Origin of the sequence: Streptomyces sp. NPDC050147, assembly GCF_040660195.1 — a bacterium.
In the GTDB taxonomy this organism is placed as follows: domain Bacteria; phylum Actinomycetota; class Actinomycetes; order Streptomycetales; family Streptomycetaceae; genus Streptomyces.
In genome coordinates this window covers 157,171-181,116 of sequence record NZ_JBFALJ010000001.1, presented here as the reverse complement: position 1 = coordinate 181,116, position 23,946 = coordinate 157,171, and the positions used below count along the sequence as shown (strand labels likewise).

24 protein-coding genes and 1 riboswitch are annotated in these 23,946 nt (G+C 71.0%); of the genes, 10 read left to right on the top strand and 14 right to left on the bottom strand.

Translation table 11 applies throughout. The features are described from left to right. The first annotated feature begins 63 nt into the window (after positions 1-63). Positions 64-1,068 carry a 2-hydroxyacid dehydrogenase gene (locus AB0I94_RS00820; protein WP_363307209.1) on the top strand — a complete coding sequence of 335 codons (1,005 nt, stop codon included), beginning with the start codon at positions 64-66 and terminating at the stop codon, positions 1,066-1,068. Positions 1,069-1,082: 14 nt separating this feature from the next. Here AB0I94_RS00820 and AB0I94_RS00815 read toward each other — a convergent pair whose 3' ends face one another. The 3 genes from AB0I94_RS00815 to AB0I94_RS00805 form a co-directional block, all read right to left on the bottom strand. Then, positions 1,083-2,954, bottom strand: a complete 1,872-nt coding sequence (locus tag AB0I94_RS00815; RefSeq protein WP_363307208.1) for an anthranilate synthase family protein — start codon at positions 2,952-2,954, stop codon at positions 1,083-1,085. A gap of 123 nt (positions 2,955-3,077) precedes the next feature. Beyond that, positions 3,078-3,134 carry a trp operon leader peptide gene (locus AB0I94_RS00810; RefSeq protein ID WP_351162541.1) on the bottom strand — a complete coding sequence of 19 codons (57 nt, stop codon included), beginning with the start codon at positions 3,132-3,134 and terminating at the stop codon, positions 3,078-3,080. A 10-nt stretch (positions 3,135-3,144) separates the two neighbouring features. Beyond that, positions 3,145-3,738: a TetR/AcrR family transcriptional regulator gene (locus AB0I94_RS00805; RefSeq protein WP_363307207.1), complete on the bottom strand. Its 594-nt coding sequence runs from the start codon at positions 3,736-3,738 to the stop codon at positions 3,145-3,147. A 45-nt stretch (positions 3,739-3,783) separates the two neighbouring features. On the opposite strand from AB0I94_RS00805, the gene AB0I94_RS00800 reads away from it, so the two are divergent. The 3 genes from AB0I94_RS00800 (at position 3,784) to AB0I94_RS00790 (ending at position 6,517) form a co-directional block, all read left to right on the top strand. Beyond that, positions 3,784-4,713 (top strand): DUF2867 domain-containing protein, encoded by a 930-nt coding sequence (locus AB0I94_RS00800; RefSeq protein ID WP_363307206.1) that lies wholly within the window; start codon positions 3,784-3,786, stop codon positions 4,711-4,713. A gap of 35 nt (positions 4,714-4,748) precedes the next feature. Further along, positions 4,749-6,101, top strand: a complete 1,353-nt coding sequence (locus tag AB0I94_RS00795) for a class II 3-deoxy-7-phosphoheptulonate synthase (protein ID WP_363307205.1) — start codon at positions 4,749-4,751, stop codon at positions 6,099-6,101. 140 nt (positions 6,102-6,241) lie between these two features. Continuing rightward, positions 6,242-6,517, top strand: coding sequence for a (2Fe-2S)-binding protein (locus AB0I94_RS00790; RefSeq protein WP_363307204.1), 276 nt, complete (start codon positions 6,242-6,244; stop codon positions 6,515-6,517). A 15-nt stretch (positions 6,518-6,532) separates the two neighbouring features. Here the strand turns inward: AB0I94_RS00790 and bfr are convergent, their stop codons facing one another. Continuing rightward, positions 6,533-7,012: a bacterioferritin gene (bfr, locus tag AB0I94_RS00785; RefSeq protein WP_363307203.1), complete on the bottom strand. Its 480-nt coding sequence runs from the start codon at positions 7,010-7,012 to the stop codon at positions 6,533-6,535. A gap of 174 nt (positions 7,013-7,186) precedes the next feature. Here bfr and AB0I94_RS00780 point away from each other — a divergent pair, with 174 nt between their 5' ends. Then, a complete protein-coding gene (locus AB0I94_RS00780) occupies positions 7,187-7,819 on the top strand; it encodes a sulfite oxidase-like oxidoreductase (RefSeq protein ID WP_363307202.1) in 633 nt (210 codons plus the stop codon). 32 nt (positions 7,820-7,851) lie between these two features. Here AB0I94_RS00780 and AB0I94_RS00775 read toward each other — a convergent pair whose 3' ends face one another. The 5 genes from AB0I94_RS00775 to thiO all read right to left on the bottom strand — a co-directional run bounded on the left by AB0I94_RS00775 (position 7,852) and on the right by thiO (position 13,164). Then, positions 7,852-8,751 (bottom strand): deoxyribonuclease IV, encoded by a 900-nt coding sequence (locus tag AB0I94_RS00775; RefSeq protein ID WP_363307201.1) that lies wholly within the window; start codon positions 8,749-8,751, stop codon positions 7,852-7,854. Between the two features lie 90 nt (positions 8,752-8,841). Continuing rightward, complete coding sequence (pknB, locus tag AB0I94_RS00770; protein ID WP_363307200.1) at positions 8,842-10,839, bottom strand: Stk1 family PASTA domain-containing Ser/Thr kinase; 1,998 nt, start codon at positions 10,837-10,839, stop codon at positions 8,842-8,844. A 112-nt stretch (positions 10,840-10,951) separates the two neighbouring features. Continuing rightward, the gene (locus AB0I94_RS00765) at positions 10,952-11,746 is read right to left on the bottom strand and encodes a thiazole synthase (protein ID WP_363307199.1); all 795 of its coding nucleotides are present in this window, start codon (positions 11,744-11,746) and stop codon (positions 10,952-10,954) included. A gap of 6 nt (positions 11,747-11,752) precedes the next feature. Next, positions 11,753-11,971 (bottom strand): sulfur carrier protein ThiS, encoded by a 219-nt coding sequence (gene thiS, locus AB0I94_RS00760; RefSeq protein WP_363307198.1) that lies wholly within the window; start codon positions 11,969-11,971, stop codon positions 11,753-11,755. Next, positions 11,968-13,164, bottom strand: coding sequence for a glycine oxidase ThiO (thiO, locus tag AB0I94_RS00755; RefSeq protein WP_363307197.1), 1,197 nt, complete (start codon positions 13,162-13,164; stop codon positions 11,968-11,970). The genes thiS and thiO overlap by 4 nt, the downstream gene beginning before the upstream one ends. Next, a riboswitch (TPP riboswitch) is annotated at positions 13,162-13,274 on the bottom strand. Its footprint overlaps the gene before it by 3 nt. Before the next feature lie 131 nt (positions 13,275-13,405). On the opposite strand from thiO, the gene AB0I94_RS00750 reads away from it, so the two are divergent. The 5 genes from AB0I94_RS00750 to AB0I94_RS00730 all read left to right on the top strand — a co-directional run bounded on the left by AB0I94_RS00750 (position 13,406) and on the right by AB0I94_RS00730 (position 17,716). Then, a complete protein-coding gene (locus tag AB0I94_RS00750) occupies positions 13,406-14,626 on the top strand; it encodes an FAD-dependent oxidoreductase (protein WP_363307196.1) in 1,221 nt (406 codons plus the stop codon). Between the two features lie 63 nt (positions 14,627-14,689). Continuing rightward, positions 14,690-15,055: an Rv2175c family DNA-binding protein gene (locus AB0I94_RS00745; protein WP_249590410.1), complete on the top strand. Its 366-nt coding sequence runs from the start codon at positions 14,690-14,692 to the stop codon at positions 15,053-15,055. Positions 15,056-15,143: 88 nt separating this feature from the next. Further along, positions 15,144-15,794 carry a thiamine phosphate synthase gene (gene thiE, locus AB0I94_RS00740; RefSeq protein WP_363307195.1) on the top strand — a complete coding sequence of 217 codons (651 nt, stop codon included), beginning with the start codon at positions 15,144-15,146 and terminating at the stop codon, positions 15,792-15,794. A gap of 89 nt (positions 15,795-15,883) precedes the next feature. Continuing rightward, positions 15,884-16,804 (top strand): methylenetetrahydrofolate reductase [NAD(P)H], encoded by a 921-nt coding sequence (gene metF, locus AB0I94_RS00735; protein ID WP_363307194.1) that lies wholly within the window; start codon positions 15,884-15,886, stop codon positions 16,802-16,804. Positions 16,805-16,849: 45 nt separating this feature from the next. Then, positions 16,850-17,716 (top strand): hypothetical protein, encoded by an 867-nt coding sequence (locus tag AB0I94_RS00730; protein ID WP_363307193.1) that lies wholly within the window; start codon positions 16,850-16,852, stop codon positions 17,714-17,716. Between the two features lie 87 nt (positions 17,717-17,803). Here AB0I94_RS00730 and AB0I94_RS00725 read toward each other — a convergent pair whose 3' ends face one another. The 5 genes from AB0I94_RS00725 to AB0I94_RS00705 all read right to left on the bottom strand — a co-directional run bounded on the left by AB0I94_RS00725 (position 17,804) and on the right by AB0I94_RS00705 (position 23,853). After that, complete coding sequence (locus AB0I94_RS00725) at positions 17,804-19,330, bottom strand: NAD(P)/FAD-dependent oxidoreductase (protein WP_363307192.1); 1,527 nt, start codon at positions 19,328-19,330, stop codon at positions 17,804-17,806. Between the two features lie 45 nt (positions 19,331-19,375). Next, positions 19,376-19,990 (bottom strand): DUF4126 domain-containing protein, encoded by a 615-nt coding sequence (locus tag AB0I94_RS00720; RefSeq protein WP_363307191.1) that lies wholly within the window; start codon positions 19,988-19,990, stop codon positions 19,376-19,378. A 368-nt stretch (positions 19,991-20,358) separates the two neighbouring features. Continuing rightward, positions 20,359-20,976: a TetR/AcrR family transcriptional regulator gene (locus AB0I94_RS00715; RefSeq protein WP_363307190.1), complete on the bottom strand. Its 618-nt coding sequence runs from the start codon at positions 20,974-20,976 to the stop codon at positions 20,359-20,361. A gap of 50 nt (positions 20,977-21,026) precedes the next feature. Beyond that, positions 21,027-23,111 (bottom strand): YhgE/Pip domain-containing protein, encoded by a 2,085-nt coding sequence (locus tag AB0I94_RS00710; RefSeq protein WP_363307189.1) that lies wholly within the window; start codon positions 23,109-23,111, stop codon positions 21,027-21,029. Next, positions 23,083-23,853 carry an ATP-binding cassette domain-containing protein gene (locus AB0I94_RS00705; RefSeq protein ID WP_363307188.1) on the bottom strand — a complete coding sequence of 257 codons (771 nt, stop codon included), beginning with the start codon at positions 23,851-23,853 and terminating at the stop codon, positions 23,083-23,085. The genes AB0I94_RS00710 and AB0I94_RS00705 overlap by 29 nt, the downstream gene beginning before the upstream one ends. Between the last annotated feature and the right edge of the window lie 93 nt (positions 23,854-23,946).

Below are 23,946 nucleotides of genomic sequence, written 5' to 3'. Positions count from 1 at the left end.
TTCCCACCCGCCCACCTGTTTCTCCGCGGTGCCGTGTTGCCCCGTAAAACCTAGACTCGTCGCATGGAGATCCTCGCCTTCGGCGTGCAGGCCGACGAGAAACCGCTGATTGAGAAGGCCTTCGCCGGGCACTACGACGTCCGCTGTCTGGACGTCTTCCTCACCGAGGACACCGCCCCCATCGCGGCCGGCTACGAGACCGTCTCCACCAGCGTCAACGCCGATCTCGGCAACCGTGTCCTGCAGACCCTCGCGGCGGGCGGGACGCAGATGATCGCCCAGCGTTCGACCGGGTTCAACAACATCGATCTCCTGGTCGCCGAGCGCCTCGGCTTCACCATCGCCCGCGTCTCGTACTACTCGCCGTACTCCGTCGCCGAGTTCGCCTGGACCCTGGCGATGGCGGTCAACCGCCGCGTCGTCCGCGCCAGCAACCGCACCCGCGACTTCGACTTCAGGCTCAACGGCCTGATGGGGAGGGACCTGCGGGGCCGCACGGTCGGCGTGCTCGGCACCGGGAAGATCGGCGAGGCGTTCACCCGGATCGCGCACGGCTTCGGGATGAAGCTGCTCGGCTGGGACGTCGCCGAGAACCCCGCGTGCGTCGAGCTCGGCATGACGTACGTCGCGAAGGAGGAGCTCTTCGCGCAGGCCGACCTGATCAGCCTGCACGTCCCGCTGCTCCCCTCGACGCAACACCTCATCGATGCCGACGCGTTGCGGATGATGAAGGACGACGCGCTCCTGGTGAACTCCAGCCGCGGCGGCCTGATCGACACCGACGCCCTGGTCTCGGAGCTGCGTGCGGGGCGCTTCGCGGGCGTCGGGCTCGATGTGTACGAGGCGGAGGCGGGGCTCTTCTTCCTCGACAAGTCGCTGGAAGCCATCGAGGACGACACCCTGGCCCGCCTGATGACGTTCCCGAACGTGGTGGTCACCTCGCACCAGGCGTACTACACCGTGGACGCGGTCGGTCAGATCATCGACACCACGGTGCAGAACGTCCTGGACTACAAGGAGGGCCGCCGCAGCGAGAACGTGCTGGTCCCGGCGGCCCCGACGCTTTAGACGCTTGGGACGCTTCAGACGAGGACCCCCGACAGCAGCTCTTGGACGATTGCCGTCCCGCGCAGCGAGAGCACCGACTCCGGGTGGAACTGGACGCCGGCGAAGCCGCTGCCCCGCAGCGCGTGCACCTCTCCGGTGGCCGGGTCCGCGCTGACCTCGATGCCGTGCGCGGCCAGTTCCAGCGACGTCTCCTCGTCGCAGTGGGCCACGAAGCTGTTGTAGAAGCCGACCGTCTCCGGCCGTCCGAACAGGTCGATCCGGGTCTGGGCGCCCTGGTAGGGCACTTCCTTGCGGACGATCTCCAGGCCAAGCTCGGCGGCCAGCAGCTCATGGCCGAGACAGACGCCGAGGATGCCGTGGCGATGGTCCCGGATCACCTCGGCGGTCAGTGAGCGCAGGAAGGTCATCTTCGGGTCGGTGGGGTCCGACGGGTCGCCGGGGCCGGGGCCCAGGACCAGTGGGCCCTCGTGTGCCAGGGCCGCTTCCCGCAGGCCCGGCTCGTCGTAGCGGCGTACGGAGACCGTGAGACCCGAGGAGCGAAGGAGATGCGCCAGCATCGCCGTGAACGTGTCCTCGCCGTCGATCACGAGCGCGTGTCCGGTCAGCTCCGCCCTCTGCTCCTGCATCCGCAGCCAGAACGGCGCGAGCCCGGCCCGCCTGCTGTCGAGCGCCGCCCGTACCCGCGGGTCGTCGGCCAGAGCGGGGCGTACGCGCTCGTCGTGGGGCCGCCCCGGACGCACCCCGAGGGCGGCGAGCACGCCGGCCGCCTTCGCGTGCGTCTCGGCCACCTCGCCCGCAGGGTCGGAGCCGCGCACCAGCGTCGCGCCGACCGGCACCCGCAGCTTTCCGTCCGCGGAGATGTCGGCGGTGCGGATCAGGATGGGGGAGTCGAGGGTCTGCGCGCCGCCGGCGTCGCGGCCGATGAGGGCGAGGGCGCCCGCGTAGTAGCCGCGCCCGCCCGTCTCGTGGCGTTCGATGACGCGGCAGGCGTTCTGCACGGGCGAGCCGGTGACGGTCGCAGCGAACATCGTCTCCTTCAGGACCTCGCGCACGTCCAGGGACGACTTGCCCCGCAACTCGTACTCGGTGTGGGCGAGATGGGCCATTTCCTTGAGCCGCGGTCCGATGACGACACCGCCCATGTCGCCGACGGTGCACATCATCTTGAGCTCCTCGTCGACGACCATCGACAGCTCCTCGGTCTCCTTGCCGTCGGCGAGGAAGCCGAGCAGATCGTCCGCCGTGGGCCCTTCGGCCGGGTAGCGGTAGGTCCCGCTGATCGGGTTCATGACGACCGTCCCGCCGGACATCCGCACATGCACCTCGGGGCTCGCCCCGACCAGGGTCCTGTCCCCGGTGTGCACGACGTACGTCCAGTAGGCGCCCCGCTCGCCCACGAGCAGCCTGCGGAAGAGGGCCAGGGCGTCCGCCCTGGCGAAGCCGGGGATCTCACCCTTGTACGTACGCCGGATGACGAAGTTCGCGCCTTCGCCCCGCCCGATCTCCTCGCGCAGCACCCGCCCGACGATCTCCCCGTACGCGGCGTCGTCGACGTCGAAGGCCCCGCCCTCGACGCGCACGTCATGGGTGGGCAGTGTCGACAAAGCTTCGGAGAGCGGCAGTTCGTACGTCTCGTCGGGGGTCAGGACCGCGAGCGGCGTGCCGTCGTCGCGTACGTCGAATCCGCGCTCCCTGATCTGCCGGAAGGGGATCAGGGCGAGGCCCTCGTCGGGAATGTCGGCGAGCCGGTCGTACGTGCCGACCGCGCCGATCATGATCTCGACGGTGTCGTGGTCACGGCCGGGCGTGCGGCGGCGCAGCACGGCGAACGGGCGGTCGTCGTCGATGAGATCGAGCAGGTGGGTCCGGGAACGCTCGGATTGCATGGGGTCGGTTCCTTCTCACTCGGAGAGGAACGGCCCGGCGGTCCGGAGACCTGATGGTCCTGGTCCGGAAAACACTGAAGGCCGCCCCTCGGGCGGCCTTCGCGAGTCTCGATACGCGCAGAGTCAGTGGGCCGCCGGATGAGCGGGCCACCACCAGTTTCGAGTCGTCTGCGCGTGCATGCCCCGCACCCTAGCGCATCATCAGGACGTCCAGTGCCTCGTCCAGATACGCGCCGAACTCGTCGGCGGCGGGCAGCGCCGACGGCACCGCGTGCCCGAGCTGCGTGTGCCCCAGATAGACCGTGTACGCCAGCAGTCCGCGGCGCCGCGCCTCGGGTTCGGGGAAGCCGAGCTCGGCGAAGAGCTCGGCGACGTACGCCACCCGGCGCTCGGTCACGCGCCGCAGGACCTCGGTGACCTGGGGGTGCGAGGCGGTCGCGAGGAGGGCGACCTCCAGGGGGTCGGACGCGGCCGACGCGATGGCTTCGCCGAAGAGCAGGCGGATGCGCTGCCGGGGGTCGGGCTCGGCCTCGACTTCGGTGATCATCCCCTCGGTGTGGATTTCCGACCAGCGGTTGAGGGCGGCCTCGATGAGCGCGTCACGGTTGGCGAAGTGCCAGTAGAAGCTGCCCTTGGTGGTGCCCAGCCGGACGGCCAGGGGCTCGACGGCGACGGCGGCGAGACCGCCCTCGCCGATCGCGGTGAGGGCGGCATCCGCCCAGTCCTCAGCGGTCAGCCGGGGCTTCGCCGCGGGCTTCTTCTGCTGCCGTTGCACCATGGCCATACGGTACCGTATGGTCGAACATACGCCAGCGTATGGAGGTACGTGATGGGCACGGTACTCAACGAGCACGACCGCGTGATCGACGCTCCGGCGGAGGTGGTCGGCGCCCTGTTCGACCGGCTCTCCGCCGAGGACGATCCGGTCTTTCCGACGCCGGCCTGGGACGCGATGATCTTCGACCGTCCGCTCGGCGTGGGCGCGACCGGCGGCCACGGCCCGGTCCGCTACCGCGTCGTGGGGTACGAGCCGGGGAGCCGCGTCCGGTTCGCCTTCACCCCGCCGGACAACGGCTTCCACGAGATGTCCGTCGAGCCGGCGGGGGAGGGGCGCTGCCGCGTCCGCCACGTCCTGGAGACCGAACTCCGCGGCGCGAACCGCCTGATGTGGCCCGCCGTCGTCCGGCCCCTGCACGACACGATGGTCGAAGAGATCTTCGACAACATGGAGCGGGCGGCGACGGGTGACTGCGCCCGCCCCGTCCGGTGGTCGCCCAGGGTGCGGCTGTACAACCGGCTCATGTGGCCCCGCCCGGAGACGGTCGGGGTCCCGGAGGCCGCCCGCCTGCTCCGCACCGCCGTCGACCGCCCCGGCTACGAGGACGCGTACCGCATGGAGCTGCTCCCGGGGCAGCCGCGCGACCCGGAGGCCTGGACCGGCATCCTGCGCGACGCCTTCCCCGTCATCGCCCGGGAGGGCGACGAGCTGCTCCTGGAAGTCGAGGCCCGGGGTCTCACGGCACGCGCCTCGATCCTGGTGGACGGACGGCACGTCACGCTGAGCTCCACCGTGCGGGCCGACACCCTGCGCGGCAAGGTCTACTGGGGGGTGGTCAGGCGCTTCCACCCGTTCATGGCACGCACCATGTTGCGGCGCACGCACCGGAAGCTCGCCCTGGCGACGCCGACCGCGGGTGAGCGGGAGCTGGAGCGCCGACGCTCGGCTGTGTCGGGTCCGTCTCACTTGGTGAGCGGGTGAATGGACGGCGGACATCACCCCGTAATGTTGTGGGGGTGACCGTGAACGCTAAGACCACCCCTGACAGTGGCAACACCTGGCGAGACCTTCCCGCGGCGCAGCAGCCCGAGTACCCCGATGCCGAGGCTCTGCGCGATGTGATCGCGGAGCTCGAGTCGTATCCGCCGCTCGTCTTCGCGGGCGAGTGCGACCAGCTGCGCGCCCGACTGGCCTCCGTCGCCAAGGGAGAGGCGTTCCTGCTCCAGGGCGGCGACTGCGCCGAGGCCTTCGACGCGGTATCCGCCGACCAGATCCGCAACAAGCTGAAGACGCTGCTCCAGATGGGCGCCGTCCTCACGTACGCGGCCTCCGTGCCCGTCGTGAAGGTCGGCCGCATCGCGGGGCAGTACTCCAAGCCCCGCTCCAAGGGCACCGAGACCCGCGACGGCGTGACCCTGCCGACGTACCGCGGCGACTCGGTCAACGGCTTCGCCTTCGACGAGAAGTCCCGCGTCCCGGACCCCGAGCGCCTGAAGCGGATGTACAACGCGTCCGCCTCCACGCTCAACCTGGTGCGCGCCTTCACCACCGGCGGTTACGCCGACCTGCGCCAGGTGCACGCCTGGAACCAGGACTTCGTGAAGTCGTCCCCCTCGGGCCAGCGCTACGAACAGCTGGCGCGCGAGATCGACAACGCGCTCAACTTCATGCGCGCCTGCGGGACGGACCCGGAGGAGTTCAAGACCGTCGAGTTCTACGCCTCGCACGAGGCGCTGCTCCTCGACTACGAGTCGGCCCTCACCCGCGTGGACTCGCGCACCGGGCGGCTCTACGACACCTCGGCCCACATGGTCTGGATCGGTGAGCGCACCCGTCAACTGGACGGCGCGCACATCGAGTTCGCTTCCAAGGTGCGCAACCCCATCGGCATCAAGCTCGGCCCGACGACGACCCCGGAGGAGGCGCTGCAGTACATCGAGCGCCTCGACCCGGACCGCGAGCCCGGCCGTCTGACCTTCATCGTCCGCATGGGCGCCGACAAGGTCCGGGACAAGCTCCCGGAGCTGGTCGAGAAGGTCACCGCCTCCGGCGCGACCGTCGCCTGGGTGACCGACCCGATGCACGGCAACACCTTCGAGGCGGCCTCCGGTCACAAGACCCGCCGCTTCGACGACGTGCTCGACGAGGTCAAGGGCTTCTTCGAGGTCCACAAGGGCCTCGGCACGCACCCGGGCGGCATCCACGTCGAGCTCACCGGTGACGACGTCACCGAGTGCGTGGGCGGCGGCGACGAGATCTTCGTCGACGACCTGCACCAGCGCTACGAGACGGCCTGCGACCCGCGCCTGAACCGCAGCCAGTCCCTGGACCTGGCGTTCCTGGTGGCGGAGATGTACCGCGACCAGTAGGTATTCCCGTCAGACGCAGCGGTGGGGCACGGATCCATGTGATCCGTGCCCCACCGGCGTATCCGGGCTTTTGTGGACCTGGGGTCCTGGGTAAGGTTAGGTTAGGTTAGCCTCACCGATTAATCGGGACGGCGCCGCCGATGAATCCTGCCCGGGAGGTGAACCGCGTGTACGTCTGCAACTGCTTCGGAGTCACCGAGGCACAGGTGAAGCAGCACGCGGCGGACGGCGCCTGCACACCCCGCCAGATAGCGTCCGCCAGCAAGGCGGGCACCGACTGCGGTTCGTGTGTTCGGAGCATTCAGGCGCTCCTCGGCCGGGGCACGTGCCCCCGCAGGGAGCTGGCCGACCAGGGTCAGCCCGTCCTCACCGGCCTGGATGCAGGCCTGGACCCCGGCCTGGACGAGGCTGCCTAGCCCGCCTGGCCCGCGTCAGCTCTCCGGCTGTTCGATGAGCTGCGAGATGTAGAGCGGCTCACCGAGCTTCTCGACCAGTTCGAGCTGGGTGTCGAGATAGTCGATGTGGTGCTCCTCGTCTTCGAGGATCGACTCGAAGATGTTTGCGGAAGTGATGTCCCCCTTGCCGCGCATCACCTCGATCCCGCGCCGGAGGCGGTCGATCGCCTCGGCCTCGATCTGCCGGTCGGCCTGGAACATCTCCGTGACGGTCTGGCCCACGCGTACGTGGAAGAGCCGCTGGTAGTTGGGCAGGCCGTCGAGGAAGAGAATCCGGTCGGTCAGGATCTCCGCGTGCTTCATCTCGTCGAACGACTCGGCCCGGGTGTATTTGGCGAGTTTGGGCCAGCCGAAGTTCTCCTGCATCTTGGCGTGGAGAAAGTACTGGTTGATCGCCGTGAGCTCGGCGGTCAGCTGCTCGTTGAGAAATTCGATGACCTCGGGGTCGCCCTGCATCGCAGAGGCTCCTTCCACGTGGTAACTGGGCAGGTTCCGCGCATCCTTGCATCGGTACGGGAGGCCGTCCAGTAAGTGCATGCTTAGTAGGAGTTGCCCCAATCGGCGTCCGACCAACGCCTGTCGGCGGCCTCCTGGTCACGTCCACCTACCCGGGTCTGTCAGGATGGACTCATGGGTCAGTCGGCGGATCGCGCATCTCGGGGAGCAGTGGAGCCACAGCTCCCACCGGGGCAGCGACTGCAAAGGGGCTGGCCGGTCACCCACTACGGCCCGGTGCCGAAGTTCCGCCCGGAGCGCTGGGAGTTCAGGGTCTTCGGGGCCACCGCCGACGGGGACAAACACTGCTGGACGCACGAGGAGTTCTCGGCTCTGCCGTACGCCACCGTGGTCGGCGATCTGCACTGCGTCACGAAGTTCAGCATGCTCGGCGCCGAATGGGGCGGTGTGCCCGCGCGGGCTCTGCTGGAGATCGCCCCGCCGGCGCCCGACGCCACCCACGTGATGGTCTGGGCCGAGTACGGCTTCAGCTCGAATCTGCGGATGGCCGATTTCATGGACGAGCGCACGATTTTCGCCACCCATAAAGGGGGCGAGCTGCTGACCGCGGAGCATGGGTTTCCGCTGCGGCTCGTAGTGCCTCATCTGTACGCCTGGAAGGGTCCCAAATGGGTCCGTGGCGTCGAGTACATGACCGCCGACCGCCGCGGCTTCTGGGAGGAGCGCGGCTATCACAACGTCGGCGACCCGTGGACCGAGCAGCGCTACTCGTACCAGGAAGAGCCCGGGGACGGCCCCGAGCTCTGATCTCCTGGCGGCTGCGCGTCCATCGCTCCCGCCTAGCTGCCCCTGAGCTCCTTCAGGCGCGCCACGTCCGCCGCGTGCCCCTCCTTGCCGCCGGGCGTCTCGATGACCAGCGGCACGTTCTCGGTCGCGGGGTGAAGCATCAGCTCGCGGAAGGGCTCCTCGCCGATGTGGCCGGTGCCGATGTTCTCGTGACGGTCCTTGTGGGCGCCCGCCACGTCCTTGGAGTCGTTGGCGTGCACCAGCTTCAGGCGGCCCTCGCCGACGGTGTCCACGAGGAGGTCCAGGGTCTGCTTCATGCCGCCGGGCCCTGCCAGGTCGTGGCCCGCCGCGAAGATGTGGCAGGTGTCCAGGCAGATCCCCAGCTTCGGGTGGGCGTCCAGCGCCTCGAAGTACGGGCCGAAGTCCCAGGTGCGCGAGCAGAGAGAGAAGCCCTGTCCCGCCGTCGACTCCAGAAGCAGGAACGGGTCGTCGTCGTGCGTCAGCTCGTCCAGCAGCGGCAGCATCCGGTCGCGCACCTGCTTCAGGGCGACGGCGCGGTCCCGGCCGCCGGTCGCGGAGCCGGTGTGCACGACGACGCCGAGCGCGCCGATCGCGCGGGCCCGGCGCAGCGAGTGGCGCAGGGACTCCACGGACTTCTCGACGGTCGCCTCGGTGTGCGAGCCGAAGTTGATGAGGTAGGGCGCGTGGACGTACGCGGGAATCCCCTCGGCGGCGCAGGCCGCGCGGAACTCCTCGTCCTGCTTCGGGTTGCCGGGCGGCGTGGCCCAGCCCCGCGGGTTGGCCACGAAGACCTGGACGGCCTCGGCGCCCAGGTCACGGGCGTACGAAAGCCCCACGGAGGCGAGACCGCCGGCCACGGGGACGTGACCGCCGACGGGGTTGCGGGGCAAGGTGCCGCGGGACGGGGTGCTGGGGGACTTGTTGCTGCTCACACGCTCAAGGGTGGCATGCGCGCGTGAGTGTCCCGTCAATGGATCAAGGGGCCAAGGGGCCAAGGGGTCAACGGGAGACGGATCGAGGGGTCAACGGATCTCGATGGTGATCGTGGAGCCCTTGGGAGCCTTGTCGCCACCCTCGACGGACTGGCCCTTCACGGTGTCCCCGAAGAGGCCGAGCAGGCCGCGGTCCTCGTCGACGTCGAACCCGGCGTCCTCCAGCTCCCCCTTGGCGTCGTCGACGCTCATGCCCTCGACGTCCGGGACCTCGATCATCTCCGGGCCCTTGGACAGCGTCAGCTTGACCGTGTCGCCCTCGGCGAGCCGCTTCTGGTCCTCCCTGGGGGACTGGTCGACGACCGTGCCCTTGTCCTCGTCGGAGTGGACCCGCTTCGGCGCGATCTCGACCTTCAGGCCCAGGTCCTCCAGCTCGGCGGTCGCATCCGCCTGGGAGTCGCCCGTCACGTCGGGGACGTCGACCTCGGGTCCCTTGCTGAGGGTGATCGCGATGGCGGAGCCCGCCTTGCGCTTGGTGCCCGCCTCCGGGTCCGTGCCGATCACGGAGCCCTTGCGGACGTCCTCGCTGAAGGCCTTGTTCGTCATCCCGGGAGCGAGCCCGGCGTCCTCGAGCTTGTTCTTCGCCTCGGACAGGGGCGCGCCCTTCAGGCTGGGGACCTTGACGATCTCGGGGCCCCTGGACACGGTCAGCGTCACACTGCCGTTGTCACGGATGCGCTCGCCCGCCTCGGGTTCGGTGGCCATGACCGTGCCGCGCTTGTCGGTGTCGCTGTACGCGCGCTTGACGTCCTTCACGTCGAGCCCGGCTTCGCCGAGGCGCTTCTTGGCCGCCGACTCGGTCTTCGCCAGGAGCGGGGGGACCTTCGTGAACTGGCCGGAGTTGATGTACCAGACCCCGGCGCCGAGGCCGAGCGCGAGGAGCACGGCGGCGACCACCGCCAGCGTGCGGCGGCGCGGATCGGCGAGCCTGCGGCGCGGGGCGGCCGGCGGCGCGGGCGGCGGCGACGCGAGGATGCTCGTGCGGTTGAGCTGGTCCTGCTGGTTCTGCCGGTCCTCGTCGCCGTCCGTGGGCAGCGGCAGCTGCACGGACCGCCCCGCGCGCGGGATCACGCTCGTGCGGTCGTCCGAGTTGTCGTGGCCGGCTTGACCGGCTTGACCGGCGTGACCGTCGTGGCCGGACTCCGCCGCGAGTGCCTGTGGCGGCACCGCGTCGAGCTGCTCGGCGGAGAGCGCGGCGTGCGCCGCCCTGGTCTGCCCCAGGAGCGCCACCGCGTCGTACGGACGGACATCGGGCGTGCGGGCGGTGGCGGAAGCCACCAGCTCGTCGAGTTCGACGGCGAGACCAGGGACGGCCGCCGACGGGGGCGGCACGTCCTCGTGGAGGTGTTGGTAGAGCACCTGGGCGGGCGACTCACCGGAGTGCGGCTTGGCGCCGGTCAGCATTTCGTAGAGCACGACGCCGCACGCGTACACATCCACGCGCGTGTCGGCCGTGCCGTGCTCTATCTGCTCGGGAGCGAGATAGGAGACGGTGCCGAGGACCGTACCGGTCGTGTTCGTGACGGTGTCCACCGCGCGTACGAGGCCGAAGTCGGCGACCTTGACCCGGCCGTCGTCCCCTATGAGGACGTTCTCCGGCTTCATGTCGCGGTGCACGAAGCCGGCGCGGTGCGCGGCGCCGAGCGCGGCCAGGACCGGCTCCAGGATGTCGAGGGCCGCGCGCGGCTGCAGGGCGCCGCGCTCGCGGAGCACGTCACGCAGGGTGCATCCGGCGATGTACTCCATCGCGAGGTAGACGTACGCCCCGTCGGCGCCCTGGTCGTACACCCCCACCACGTTCGGGTGCGAGAGCCGGGCGATCGACTTCGCCTCGCGGATGAAGCGGTCGACGAACGAGACGTCGGCGGCCAGCGTGGGGTGCATCACCTTGAGCGCGAGCACGCGGTCGAGGCGGGTGTCCACGGCCCGGTAGACCGTGGCCATCCCGCCGACCGCGATGCGCCCGTCCACGCGATAGCGGCCGTCGAGCACCTGCCCGATGAGCGGGTCCTGAAGGGTCGTGTCCACGCAGGGAGTCTACGAGCCACCGCCGACACCGCTGCCCGCCCGGGCACGCTCGCGCCTCGACTGCAGCCGACCTGTGACAGGCACGCGACGAGCGGTGACAGGCACGCGACGCTCAGAAGGCGGGCCGCTCCGGGTCGAGCCGGGCCATCCCCTCCACGGGCGACGACGCCTCGGCGAAGTGCCGCCGGGGAATGCGCCCCGCCCGGTACGCGAGCCGCCCCGCCTCGACCCCGTGCCGCATGCCCTCGGCCATCAGGACCGGCTCCTGCGCCCGCGTCACGGCGGAGGCGAGCATCACACCGGCGCACCCCAGCTCCATGGCGAGCGCCGCGTCGGAGGCCGTCCCCGCGCCCGCGTCCAGGATCACCGGCACGCCCGCGCGCTCGACGATCAGCTGGAAGTTGTGCGGGTTGCGGATGCCGAGCCCGGACCCGATCGGAGAGCCGAGCGGCATGATCGCCGCGCACCCCGCGTCCTCCAGCTTCCGGGCGAGGACCGGGTCGTCGTTCGTGTACGGGAGGACCGTGAAGCCGTCGTCCACGAGAGTCTCCGCGGCGTCGATGAGCTCGATCGGGTCGGGCAGCAGCGTGCGCTCGTCCGCGATGACCTCCAGCTTGACCAGGTCGGTGCCGAGCGCCTCCCGCGCGAGCCGGGCGGTCAGGACGGCCTCGCCCGCGGTGAAGCAGCCCGCCGTGTTCGGCAGGACGCGGATGCCGAGCCGCTCGAGGACGGAGAGCACCGAGCCCTGCACTGCGGGATCCAGGCGGCGCATCGCCACCGTCGTCAGCTCCGTACCGGAGGCGACGAGAGAACGTTCGAGCACGTCGAGGCTGGGCGCACCGCCCGTACCCATGATCAGGCGGGAGGAAAGCGTGAGCCCGCCGATGACGAAGGGGTCGTCTGCCATGTCGGTTCAGCCTCCTTGGACGGCGGTGAGGACCTCGACGCGGTCCCCGTCGGCGAGCGGGGTGGTCGCCCACCGCGCGCGCGGGACGACGGTTTCGTTGAGCGCGGCGGCGACCCCGGAGGGGGCCGCGGTCAGCGTGGCGACGAGGGCTTCGAGCGTGGTGCCCGCGGCCACATCGCGTGCTTCTCCGTTCACGGAGACGGCTGTAACGGCTGGGAGAGTCATGCGGGCTGCTCCATGGAACGCTGCGTAAGGGGGTTACCGGCAAAGCGCAGGGGGGTGAACTCCCGCGCTTCGTCGGGCAGTTCACCGGTGGTGAGGGCATGGGCCAGTACGTCGCCGGTGACGGGCGTCAGCAGGACGCCGTTGCGGTAGTGCCCGGTGGCCAGCTGGAGGCCGGGGAGCGCGGTCGGGCCGAGCAGCGGCGCGTTGTCGGGGGAGCCGGGGCGCAGGCCCGCGCGGGTCTCCGTCAGCGGCAGTTCCGTGATGCCGGGTACGAGTTCGTGGGCGTCCCGAAGGAGCTCGTACACGCCGCCGGCCGTGACCGTCGTGTCCCAGCCGAGCTCCTCGCTGGTCGCGCCCACGACGAGCTCGCCGTTCTCGCGCGGCACCAGGTAGACGTGGCTGCCGCGCACCACGGCGCGCACGGTGCGGCTCAGGAACGGCGCGTACCGCCGCGGCACCGTGAGCCGCAGCACCTGGCCCTTCACGGGGCGCACGGGCGGCAGGACGCCCTCCGGGACCCCCGCCAGGCGCCCGCTGAGGCTGCCCGCCGCGAGCACGGTCTGACCGGCCTCCAGAGCGGTGCCGTCGGCGAGCACGACGCCGGTGGCCCGGTCGCCGGCCACCGACAGACGCTGCGCCCACGCGTGGTGGAAGACCACGCCCGCCCGCTCGCAGGCCACGAGGAGCGCCGCCGCGAGCCTGCGCGGGTCGACCTGATGATCGCCGTCGACCCGGAGGCCGCCCCGGACGCCCGGCGCGAGCATCGGCTCAAGGCGGCGGCACTCACGCCCGCTCAGCCACTCCGAGGCGAGCCCCGACTGCTGCTGAAGCGTGTGCAGCTCGCGCAGATGGGCACGGTCGTCGGAGTCGAGCGCGACGGCGAGCGTGCCGCACGCGCGGTAGCCGAGTTCGCGGCCGCTCGCCTCCGTCAGCTCGGCGGCGAACTCGGGATAGCGCCGCGCGGAGGCCACATTGAGGCCGAGCAGCGTCTGCTCCCCGTAGTGCAGCTCGGTGACGGCGGCCAGCATGCCCGCGGCCACCTGCGCCGCGCCGCCGCCGGGTTCGGGGTCCACGACGGCGACGGACAGGCCGCGCTGTGCCGCCCGCCAGGCCGTGACCAGGCCGATGATGCCGCCCCCGACGACAAGGACATCGGTCGTGCTCGTCGTACGGGGTGGTGTAGGTGGATGCATGGGTGTCCAGCCCCTCCCTTCGCCGGCATGACCCGGATCAGGTTCGTACGGTCGGAGGCCGTCCAGCCTCCCTCTCAGCCCGGTGCGTCCGGGCTCCCGCGAGTGCTCTGCACCGGCCACCCTAGCCCCTGGCGTTCGGCGGCAGTAGGGGGAGCTGTCCGGGTATGAGCAGTGACGGTGTGTCAGAGATCTCCTGGTCGAGCTCTGAGGTACGCCTCGTGCGCCGCCCTACAGTGATCGAGTGAGCGAGCAGCAGAGGCAGGAAGAGCGCCGGGTGGTCATCGTCGGCGCGGGGATGGCCGGGGTGCAGACCGCCGTGGCCCTGCGCGAGCAGGGGTTCGCCGGTGCGGTCACCCTGATCGGCGCGGAGCCCCACCAGCCGTACGACAGGCCGCCGTTGTCCAAGGCCGTGCTGCTCGGCAAGGCGGAGGGCTCCGCCTTCGACATCGACTTCGAGGCGCTCGGCATCGGCCTGAGCCTGGGCCACGAGGTCACGGGCGTCCGCCCGGCGGACCACGAACTGGACACCGCCCGCGGCCCGGTTCCCTACGACGCCCTGGTCATCGCCACCGGCGCCGAACCGATCCTGCTGCCCGGCGCCTCCGGAGTCCCCGGCGTCCACCTGCTGCGCACGCTCGACGACGCCGAGCGGCTGCGGCCCGTGCTCGCCGAGCAGCACCGCATCGTGGTCGTCGGCGCGGGCTGGATCGGCGCCGAGTTCGCGACCGCCGCACGCGAGGCGGGCTGCTCGGTCACCGTGGTCGAGGCCGCGGAGCGACCGCTGGCCGGGGCGCTGCCCGCGGAGGTCGCCGCCCCGATGGCGGCCTGGTACGCCGACTCCGGCGCCGAACTGCGCACCGGCGCGCGCGTGGACCGCGTCGAGCCCGGCAGTGTGCTCCTGGCCGACGGCACCCGGCTGCCCGCGGACGCGGTGGTCGTCGGCATCGGCGCACGCCCCGCCACGGGATGGCTCGCGGACTCCGGCATCGCGCTGGGCGCCCACCGGGAGATCCTCGCCGACGACCACCTGCGCACGTCGGAGCCCGATGTGTACGCGGTCGGCGACTGCGCCTCCTTCCCTTCGGGAAGATATGGCGAGCGTCTCCTCGTCCACCACTGGGACAACGCCCTCCAGGGGCCGCGCACGGCGGCGGCGAACATCATCGGCGAGACCCCTTCGGCGTACGACCCCGTCCCGTACTTCTGGTCCGAGCAGTTCGGCCGCTTCGTCCAGTACGCGGGCCATCACGCGTCCGCCGACGAGCTGGTGTGGCGCGGTGACCCCTCGGGCGTGGCCTGGACCGTGTGCTGGCTGCGGCAGGGGGCCCTGGTGGCCGTCCTCGCGGTGGGCCGCCCCAGGGACCTGGCGCAGGGCCGCAAACTGATCGAGGCGAGCGCCCGCCTCTCCGCCGAGCTGGCGTCGGACCCCTCGGTTCCGCTGAAGAAGGCACTGCGGCCGTAGCGGTGCCGCACGACCGGAGCCTCTGCTCGGCCGTTGTCGGTGCCCGGAGATACGCTTGACCCCGTGACCGAGATTGACGCAAAGACTGATGCTCTCGTCCCCGAGTGGCTCCACCTTCCCGACATCGCAGAAATGCTCGACGTCGAGGTGACGCGTGTGCGCCAGCTGGTCAAGGAGGGCCAGCTGATCGCCGTGCGCCGTGGTGAGAACCGCGCGCTCGCGGTGCCGGCCGCCTTCATCGACGGCGACAAGATCGTCAAGGGCCTCACCGGCACCCTGACGCTCCTGCGGGACGACGGCTTCAGCGACGAAGAGATGCTGGAGTGGCTCTTCACTCCCGACCCGACCCTGCCCGGCACCCCCGCGCAGGCCCTGAGCGAGAATCGCGGCACGGAGGTGAAGCGCCGCGCCCAGGCGCTCGCCGTCTGACCGAAACGGAAAACCGTCGCGCGCGGGCCGCGCGTCCCTCCGGGGACGCGTGGCCCGCGGGCCACCGACGACCGGGGGGACCTCTTCCATGGCCACCAAGCCTGCCCGCGAGCAGCTCGCCGACGCCCGCCTCTACCTGTGTGTGGACGCCCGCAAGCGCCAGGGAGACCTCCCCGAGTTCCTCGACGCCGTCCTCGGCGGCGGCGTCGACATCGTGCAGCTGCGGGACAAGGGCATGGAGGCCGCCGAGGAGCTCGAACACCTCCAGGTCTTCGCCGACGCCGCCCGCCGGCACGGCAAGCTCCTCGCGGTGAACGACCGCGCGGACGTCGCGCACGCCATCGGCGCCGACGTGCTGCACCTGGGACAGGGCGACCTGCCCGTGCCCGCGGCCCGCGCCGTCCTCGGCCAGGACGTTCTCATCGGCCGCTCCACGCACGCGGACACCGAGGCCGCCGCCGCGGCGACGCAGGACGGCGTGGACTACTTCTGCACCGGCCCCTGCTGGCCGACCCCCACCAAGCCCGGCCGGCACGCCCCCGGGCTCGACCTCGTCCGGTACACGGCCTCGCTCGGCACGGACCGCCCGTGGTTCGCCATCGGCGGCATCGACGCGGGCAACCTCGACCAGGTGCTCGAAGCGGGCGCCCGCCGCGTCGTCGTCGTACGGGCGATCACGGAGGCGGACGATCCGGGGGCCGCGGCCGCCGACTTCGCGAAGCGGCTGCGTACGGCCTGATCGGCGATCTTCGGCCAACCTTCGGCGAGGCTGTCCGCAGGGTGGACGGGGATTGGCCGGTAGTGGTGCCCCGTCGCTAACCTGCCCGTATGGCCCTAGGCACTGCTTCCACCAGAACTGATCGCGCACGCACCGTGCGCGACATGCTCGCGACCGGCAAGACGACGTACTCGTTCGAGTTCTCGGCGCCGAAGACCCCGAAGGGCGAGCGGAACCTGTGGAACGCGCTGCGCCGGGTCGAGGCGGTGGCCCCCAGCTTCGTCTCCGTGACGTACGGAGCGGGCGGCTCGACGCGCGCGGGCACGGTCAAGGAGACGCAGCAGATCGTCGCCGACTCGACGCTCACGCCGGTCGCCCACCTCACCGCGGTCGACCACTCCGTGGCCGAACTGCGCAACATCATCGGGCAGTACGCGGACGCCGGCATCAGGAACATGCTCGCGGTCCGCGGCGACCCGCCCGGCGACCCCCTCGCCGACTGGGTCAAGCACCCCGAGGGCCTGACCTACGCCGCCGAACTGGTCCGGCTGATCAAGGAGTCGGGCGACTTCTGCGTGGGCGTCGCGGCCTTCCCCGCGATGCATCCGCGCTCGCCCGACTGGGACACCGACGTCCGGCACTTCGTCGACAAGTGCCGCGCCGGCGCCGACTACGCGATCACACAGATGTTCTTCTACCCGGAGGAGTATCTGCGGCTTCGTGACCGGGTCGAGGCGGCGGGCTGTTCGACGCCGATCATCCCGGAGATCATGCCGGTGACGAACGTGCGCATGCTGGAGCGGCTGCCCCAGCTCAGCAACGCTTCCTTCCCCCCGGCGCTCAAAGAGCGCATCCTCACAGCCAAAGACGATCCGGCGGCTGTACGCTCCATTGGCATCGAGTTCGCGACGGAGTTCTGCGCGCGACTCCTTGACGAGGGTGTGCCGGGGCTGCACTTCATCACGCTGAACAACTCCACGGCGACGCTGGAAATTTACGAGAATCTGGGTCTGCATCACCCGCAGACCTGACCGGTCGTACCCCTGAGGGCGGCGGCCGTGGGGAGAGGGGCGTACATGGGCTGGACGGTCCTCTACATCGCGTTCGGATGCGTCGCGCTGTGGCTGCTCGGCGAAGTGCTGCTGCAGTACAAGGCGCGGCTGCGCTGGCGGCTGCTCGCCTTCGGCGGCTTCCTCGGCGTGGTCATCGGCGTGCTGCTGCCGTCGGTGCCCGTCATCGGGGCGGGCGCGATCGCCTTCGCCACCGGGCAGACGTACGTGACGCTCTCCTTCCGCCGTGGCTTCTCGACCGGCTGGGCGCTCGGCGGCCAGCCCGGCCTGAGCAAGCGCCGCAAGACGAAGCCGCGGGGCGCCGAGGCTTCCCAGGAGCCGACGCTCCAGGTCTCCGACCTGGAGTACGAGGAGGCGGGCCCCGCCGGACCGCCGCCCGAGACGCCCCCCGGCACCGGGGTCTACGCGCCGGAGCCGCTGCCCGACGACACCGGGCAGTACGGCGTCTACAGCGACGCGGCGTACGCAGAGCAGCAGTCGGCCGCCGCGGACAGCGGCTACGACACGTACGCCACCGCGAGCTACGACCCCCAGCAGCCGTACGCGTACGGCGAGACGGGGCAGCAGCAGTACGCCGCGTACTCCGACCCGTACATCGGGACGCAGTCGTACGGCGGCCAGCAGAGCTACGACACGTACGGCGGCCAGGAGCAGTACGCGCCCTACCCCGGCCCCGATCCCTACGGCAGCGGGGCCGGGACGTACAACGACACGCCGCCCGGCGGCGTCTGGGTCCCCCAGCAGCGCAGCGTCGAGGACCCCTACGGGCAGTACGGCGGCGAACTCCCGCCGGAGCAGCCGTATCCCTACCAGGGCGAGCAGGGCCAGGGGAACGGCTACGACGCGGGGTACAACGAGCAGTACCGGTACTGAAACGGGCGGTACCCGTACTAATTGCCCGTACTGATCACCCGTACTGATCCTGAGGCCTGCGGCGCCGGCGCCGCAGGCCTTTGCCGCTCACTGCGAGCCGCGGAACTCCGGTCCCTCCACGATCAGTCCCGCGACCAGCGTGCCGGACATGCCCGCGTGCGGGAGACCGCCGCCGGGGTGGGCCCAGCCGCCGACCGCGAAAAGTCCCGGCAGGCGCGTGCTGTTGGCCGGGTGCAGCAGTCGGCCCTCACCCGCTGCGAGGGACGGGGGCGGGACCGCGCCGCCGTCGGCGCCGGTGGCCTCCGCGATGTCGGCGGGGGTGCGGACCTCGTGCCACAGCAGGCGGCCCCGGAGCCCGGGCACCACGGCCTCGGCACGGTCGAGCAACCGCTCCACGTCGGCTTCGGTGACCTCCGTGTGTGCGGGCACGGTCACCGTCAGCGTGACCGCCTCGTGTCCGGCGTCGGGGGTGAGCGCGGGGTCGGCCGGGCGCAGCACCGTGAGGGTGGGGGCCTCGGGCAGTCCGGGGCGGTCCCCGAAGAGCCGGTCGAGCTCGTCCTGGCGGTCAGGGGTGTGCAGCACAGTCCGGTGCGGCGTCCCGCCCGGTCGCGCGCCGGTCAGGGCCAGGAAGACCATCAGACGGCTCGGCAGTCCGGAACGGGGCCGGACTTCACCCTCCGCCCGTATGTTCACACCGGATCCGCCGGGCAGGGCGGACACACCGGACAGCAAGCCGTCCAATGCGCCGGGCGCGACACCGGCGACCACGAAGTCCGCCTCGTGCGCCGTCCCGTCGGCGAGCTCGACGCCCGCGGCGCGGCCGTCCTTCTCGATGATCCGGGCGACGGGGGAGTCGAACGTGAACTCGACCCGCCGGGCGAGGCACCGCTCGTACACGGCGGTGGCGAGCGCGCGCATCCCGCCCCGCACGGACCACGCGCCGAAGGTGTGCTCCATGTAGGGCAGGACCGCCGCGCTCGCCGGGGTCGCACGGGGGTCGAGGCCGTACGCGAGGGCGTACTGCTCAAGGAGAGCCACTAGGCGTGCGTCGCCGCCCAGTTCGAGCTCACCGACCTCGGTGAGGGTCTTCGCGCGTCGCTCGCGCCGCAGGAGGCGCTTGTGGGGCACCGAGGGGTACGGCTCGCGCTCGGCGAGGACCTGCCAGTTCGGCCAGAGGGGCTCTTCCAGGAGAGGGCGCCGGGTGCGGTCCCACGCCTCGCGGGCGCGGTTCATGTACGCCGACCAGCGGGCGCCCGCGCCGCTGCCGAGGGCCGCGTCGAGGGCTTCGCCGACGCCCGCGCGCGAGGCGTTCGGCAGGTCGGCCGTCGTGCCGTCCGCGAAGACGTGTCGCACGGCAGGCTCCACCTGGGACAGCTCGACGCACTTCTCCAGCGGTTCCTTGCCCGTCTTGACGAACAAGTCGCGGTAGACGGCGGGGAGCCGCAGGAGGCTCGGGCCCGTGTCGAAGGCGAAGCCGTCCCGCTCGACGCTGCCGAGCGCGCCGCCGTACGTCCCCGACCGCTCGTGGACCACCACTCGGTGGCCCGCGACGGCCAGCCGGGCGGCCGCCGTCATCGCGCCCATCCCGGCGCCGATCACCACAATCCGTGCCATGCCAGGGACTTTATCGGCCGCCACTGACAGTCACGCCGGGAGCCCTCAGTCCGGCGGCCGTCCCGCGCGCGCCGCCAGTCGCCTCTCCTCGCGCCGCTGCGCCCTGCGCCGCAGGAACCGCCGGATCCGCGAGACCAGGAAGCACAACAGGATCAGACCGAGCAGCAGCAGGACCGCCGCGATGATCGCAGCGGCCTCCGGATAGAACATCGCGAAGCTGACGATCCCGCCGACCCCGAGATCCTCGGCCGTGCTGACGATGACGTTGCTGAACGGCTCCGGCGAGGTGTTGACCGCCATCCGCGTCCCGGCCTTCACACAGTGGCTGGCCAGCGCCGTCGAACCGCCCACCGCGCCCGCCGCGAGGTCGGGGAGCGAACCGCTCTGCCCGGCGAGCAGCGCGCCCACCACCGCGCCCGACACCGGCCGGATCACGGTGTGTGCCGTGTCCCACACCGAGTCGACGTAAGGGATCTTGTCGGCGACGGCCTCGCAGGCGAAGAGAACCCCGGCGACGATCAGCACATCAGGACGTTGCAGCGCCTCGGGCACCTCGTCGGTGACCCCGGTCGCGCCGAAGACACCGAGCAGCAGGACCACGGCGTACGCGTTGATCCCGCTTGCCCAGCCGCTGGTGAAGACCAGGGGGAGTACGGACACGGACGCGATCGTAACCAGTCGGGACCGACCCGGCCTGGGGATGAGTGCCCAGCTCTGAGTATCCGTACCTAGTGGTGGAGATGAGTAGCAGCGCGGATGGGCCCCGACCTGCGAAGACGGAAGAGTGAGGGGCACGGAGAAGGGCGCGGCGTCCGTACCGCCGACACGGGGCGGCGGAACGGCGCGGCGCCCTTGGCCGCTCCTCCCACCCCGCCGAAGGTGGGAGTGAGGCAACGGGGAGACGGGCGGCGCCTCGGGGATGACCACCCGAGGGGCCGAACGGGGGACTGCGGGGGAACGCAAGAAGCGCCGGGCCGGTGCCACCTGGAGATCAGGAGGCACCGGCCCGGCGCCTTTGCACGGGCGGCTCAGCGTCCGCCGCTCACCCGGCCCTGCAGCAGTCGCGAGAGCGCCGAGTGCACGTCGTCCAGGGAGCGCTCCGGCTGGAAGGCCTGCCAGTCCAGGGCCGCCACCAGGACCATCCCGACGAGTGCGGCGGCCGTCAGGGGGATGTCGATCTCCTCGCTGAGCTCGCCGTTCTTCACGCCCGCGCGCAGGACGTCCTCCACGACGGCGACCGCCTGCTGCCTGACCACCATCAGGGTGGACTGCCAGGCGCGGTTGGTGCGCCACAGCTCGGCCACGTACAGCTGGGTGAAGGCCGGATAGCGGTCGATGAAGACCAGACCCGCCCGGATCATCGCGTCAAGGGCGTCGACCTGGCTGCCACCGCTGCCGGCCGTCTTCTCGGACGCCTCCTTCAGGGAGGCGGTGAGCAGGCCGACGCCGTGCCGAAGCAGCTCTTCGAAGAGGACCGACTTGCTCGCGAAGTTGTAGTAGACCGTGCCCTTCGCGACCCCGGCCCGCTCGGCGATCTCGTCGACCGTCGTGGCCGAGAAGCCCTGCTCCGCGATGAGGGTGACGGCCGCCTCGTAGAGCTTCTGCCGGGTGGCCTCACGCCGGGTGCTGGTTGCGCTGCTGTCCATAAGCCCGATTCTCACAGGTCTGGGCGCCCCTACAGGCGCACTTGCGGGTCTCACAGGCTCAGTTCCGGGTGCAGGCGGTCCAGGGTCCACACCTGCTTCCGGCGCGCGGAGAGCGCGGTCAGCGCGAGGGCGCCCGCCGTGAAGGCCGTGAGGACCACGCACGCCTGCCAGACGGGCCCGAGCTCACCGCCCGTGATGAGCCTCCTCAGGGCGTCGACCACGTAACTCATCGGCAAGAAGGGATGGATCGCGCCGAAGAAGGACGGACTCGTCTGTACGGGGTACGTGCCGCCTGCCGAGGTCAGCTGGAGCATCAGGACCGCGAGGACGAGGATGCGCCCCGCCGCCCCGAAGCGCGCGTTCAGCCACTGCACGATCGCCGCGAAGCAGCACGTCACCAGGGAGAGGAAGCCCACCGTCCCGGCGGCCCGCGCCATCTGCAGGCCGAGCCCCCAGTGCAGGACCGACATCAGGGCCGCCGTCTGCAGTACGCCGAGGGCGGCGACCGGAAGCCAGCCCGCGAACGCGATCCGCCATGCGGAGGCGCCCGCGGCGAGCGCGCGCCGGTTGAGCGGCTGGATCAGCATGTACGCCACCATCGCGCCGACCCACAGGGACAGCGGGATGAAGTACGGCGCGAAGCCCGTGCCGTAGTTGGGCGCCTTGTGCATCGACTGGGAAGCGAGCTGCACCGGGTCGGCCATGACGTCGGTGCGCTGGTCGCGGTCCTTCTTGTCGTAGTCCGGGATCTTCTTGACGCCGTCGTGCAGCCCGCCGGACAGCTTCTGGGAGCCGTCGGCCAGCTTGAACATGCCGCCCTTGAGGTCACTCGCGCCCGTCTCGAGCTTGCCGATGCCCGTGTCGAGGTCCTTGGCGCCGGTCTTGGCGGTGCCGAGGCCCGTGTGCAGCTTCTTGGCGCCCTTGGCGACCTTGCCCGCGCCCGTGTTGAGTTCGTTGATCTGGGTGACGGCCTTGTTCAGGTCCTCGTCCAGGTGCGGGGCCCGGTCGGCGAGCGCCTGGGACTTCTTCTGCAGCGCGGCGAGGTGCTTGTCGAGCTTCTTGACGTCGCTGTCCTGGTCCTTGACCACGGTGTTCATGTCGTCCGCGATGGTCGACACGTTCTCGGCGGCCTTCTTGGCCTCCTTGAGCTCCGGGCAGGCCGGGTCGGGCACCGGGAGGTCCACACAGCGTTCCGTGTAGAGGCCGCCGATGGTCTGCGAGCCCTTCTCGGCGCCGTCGGCCGCGACGGGTGCGAGCTTGACCCAGGTGTCCAGGTTGTTCCGCAGGGCCTTGGAGGAGTCGGCGACGAGCTTGGCCGTGTCCCCGATGGTCTTGCCGTTGTCCTTGAGGAAGGGCCGCACCTTGTCCGCGGTGCCGTTGACCTTGTCGGCCAGCTTCTGGGTGCCGTCCGAGACCTTCCTCGACCCGTCCTCCAGATCACCGGCGCCCTTGTCGAGCTTCTTGATGCCCCCGGCCAGGTCACTGCTGCCGGTCTTGGCGTCCTTGAGGCCGGTCGCGAGCTTCTTCGAGCCCTTCTTGGCCTCACCGATGCCGCTGTCGAGCTTGTCGGCGCCCTTGGCGGCCTTCTCGGTCGCCCCGTGGATGTCGGAGAACGAGATGAAGATCTTGTCGAGGAAGGAACGCGAGGCCTTCGTGGAGGCCGCCGCGCGCACCTCGGAGAAGACCGTCCGGGAGATCTGCCCGACGATGTAGTTGTTGGCGTCGTTCGTGCGGACCTGAAGGGCGCCCGTCTCCGGGGAGTCGCCCGAACTCGACGCGACGCGCCGGCTGAAGTCGGACGGCATCGTCAGGGACAGGTAGTACGTCCCGTCCTCGACACCCGCGCGCGCTTCGGCGGAACTCACCTCGTGCCAGTCGAAGGTCTTGCTGTCCTCGAGTCCCTCGACGATGCCGTCGCCCACCGCGAGCTTCTTGCCCGCGGCCGTGGCGCCCTTGTCGTCGTTGACGAGCGCCACGGGTATGCGGTCCAGGCGGCCGTACGGGTCCCAGAACGAGCAGAGGTACAGCGCGCCGTACAGCAGCGGCAGCAGCAGGAGCGCGACGAGCGCGGCACGCGGCAGCTTTCCCCTGCCGAAGCGCCTGAGCTCAAGCGAGGCCAGCTTCGGCGAGCGCATCCGCCGTCTCCTTGTCGTCGGTTTCGTTGTCGTCGGCGCGGTCCGTGGAAACGGCGATCGCGTCGTCGGGGGCTTCGTTGCACACGGCCACGACGGTGGTGCCGCTCTGAGTGAGTGACCTCAACAGGTCCCAGGCCTCGCGCCGTTCGGCGTCCGACAGCTTGAGGTCGACGTCGTCGACGCCCAGCAGCCCAGGGCGCCCGATCAGCGCCAGGGCCACGGAGAGCCGCAGCACTTCGAGGCGCTCCAGGTCGCGTACGGAGGTCCGCCGGCCCTTGGGCAACGACTCCATGTCGAGCCCCGCGGCCGTCAGCGCCGTGTCGACCCGCAGCCGCGCCTCGGCCGTCCGCTCGGCGCGCGGCCTCAGCAGACCCCGCAGGGAGCCGCCGAACCGCCGCTCCAGAAGCGCCCGTTCGTGCAGGTGCTCGGCGACGGTGAACGCCGGATCGAGGTCCGTCACGCCGGGCACGGGCCCGAGCGCGCTGATCCGGCGCACCGCCGCGAGCTGCTTGGGCAGCCGGAAGCCCCCCACCGAGGCCTCGCCCTCGGTGGGGCGCATCCGCCCGGTGAGCGCGAGCAGCAGACAGGTGCGGCCCGACCCCGAAGCCCCCTCGATCGCGATCAGCGACCCGGGCCCGGCCTCGACATCGACCCCGCGGAACGCCCAGCCCCGCGGTCCCTTGAGCCCGAACTCCCGCGCTGTGACGGCGGCTCCCCGCGCGCCGTCGTTCGGCCCGTCCACAGTTCCCCCTCGCACCCACTTTTTGAACTGACTGGTCAGTGCAAAAACTAACGCGAACCGGCGATCGAGGCAAAAGTGCAGGTCAGAGCCGAT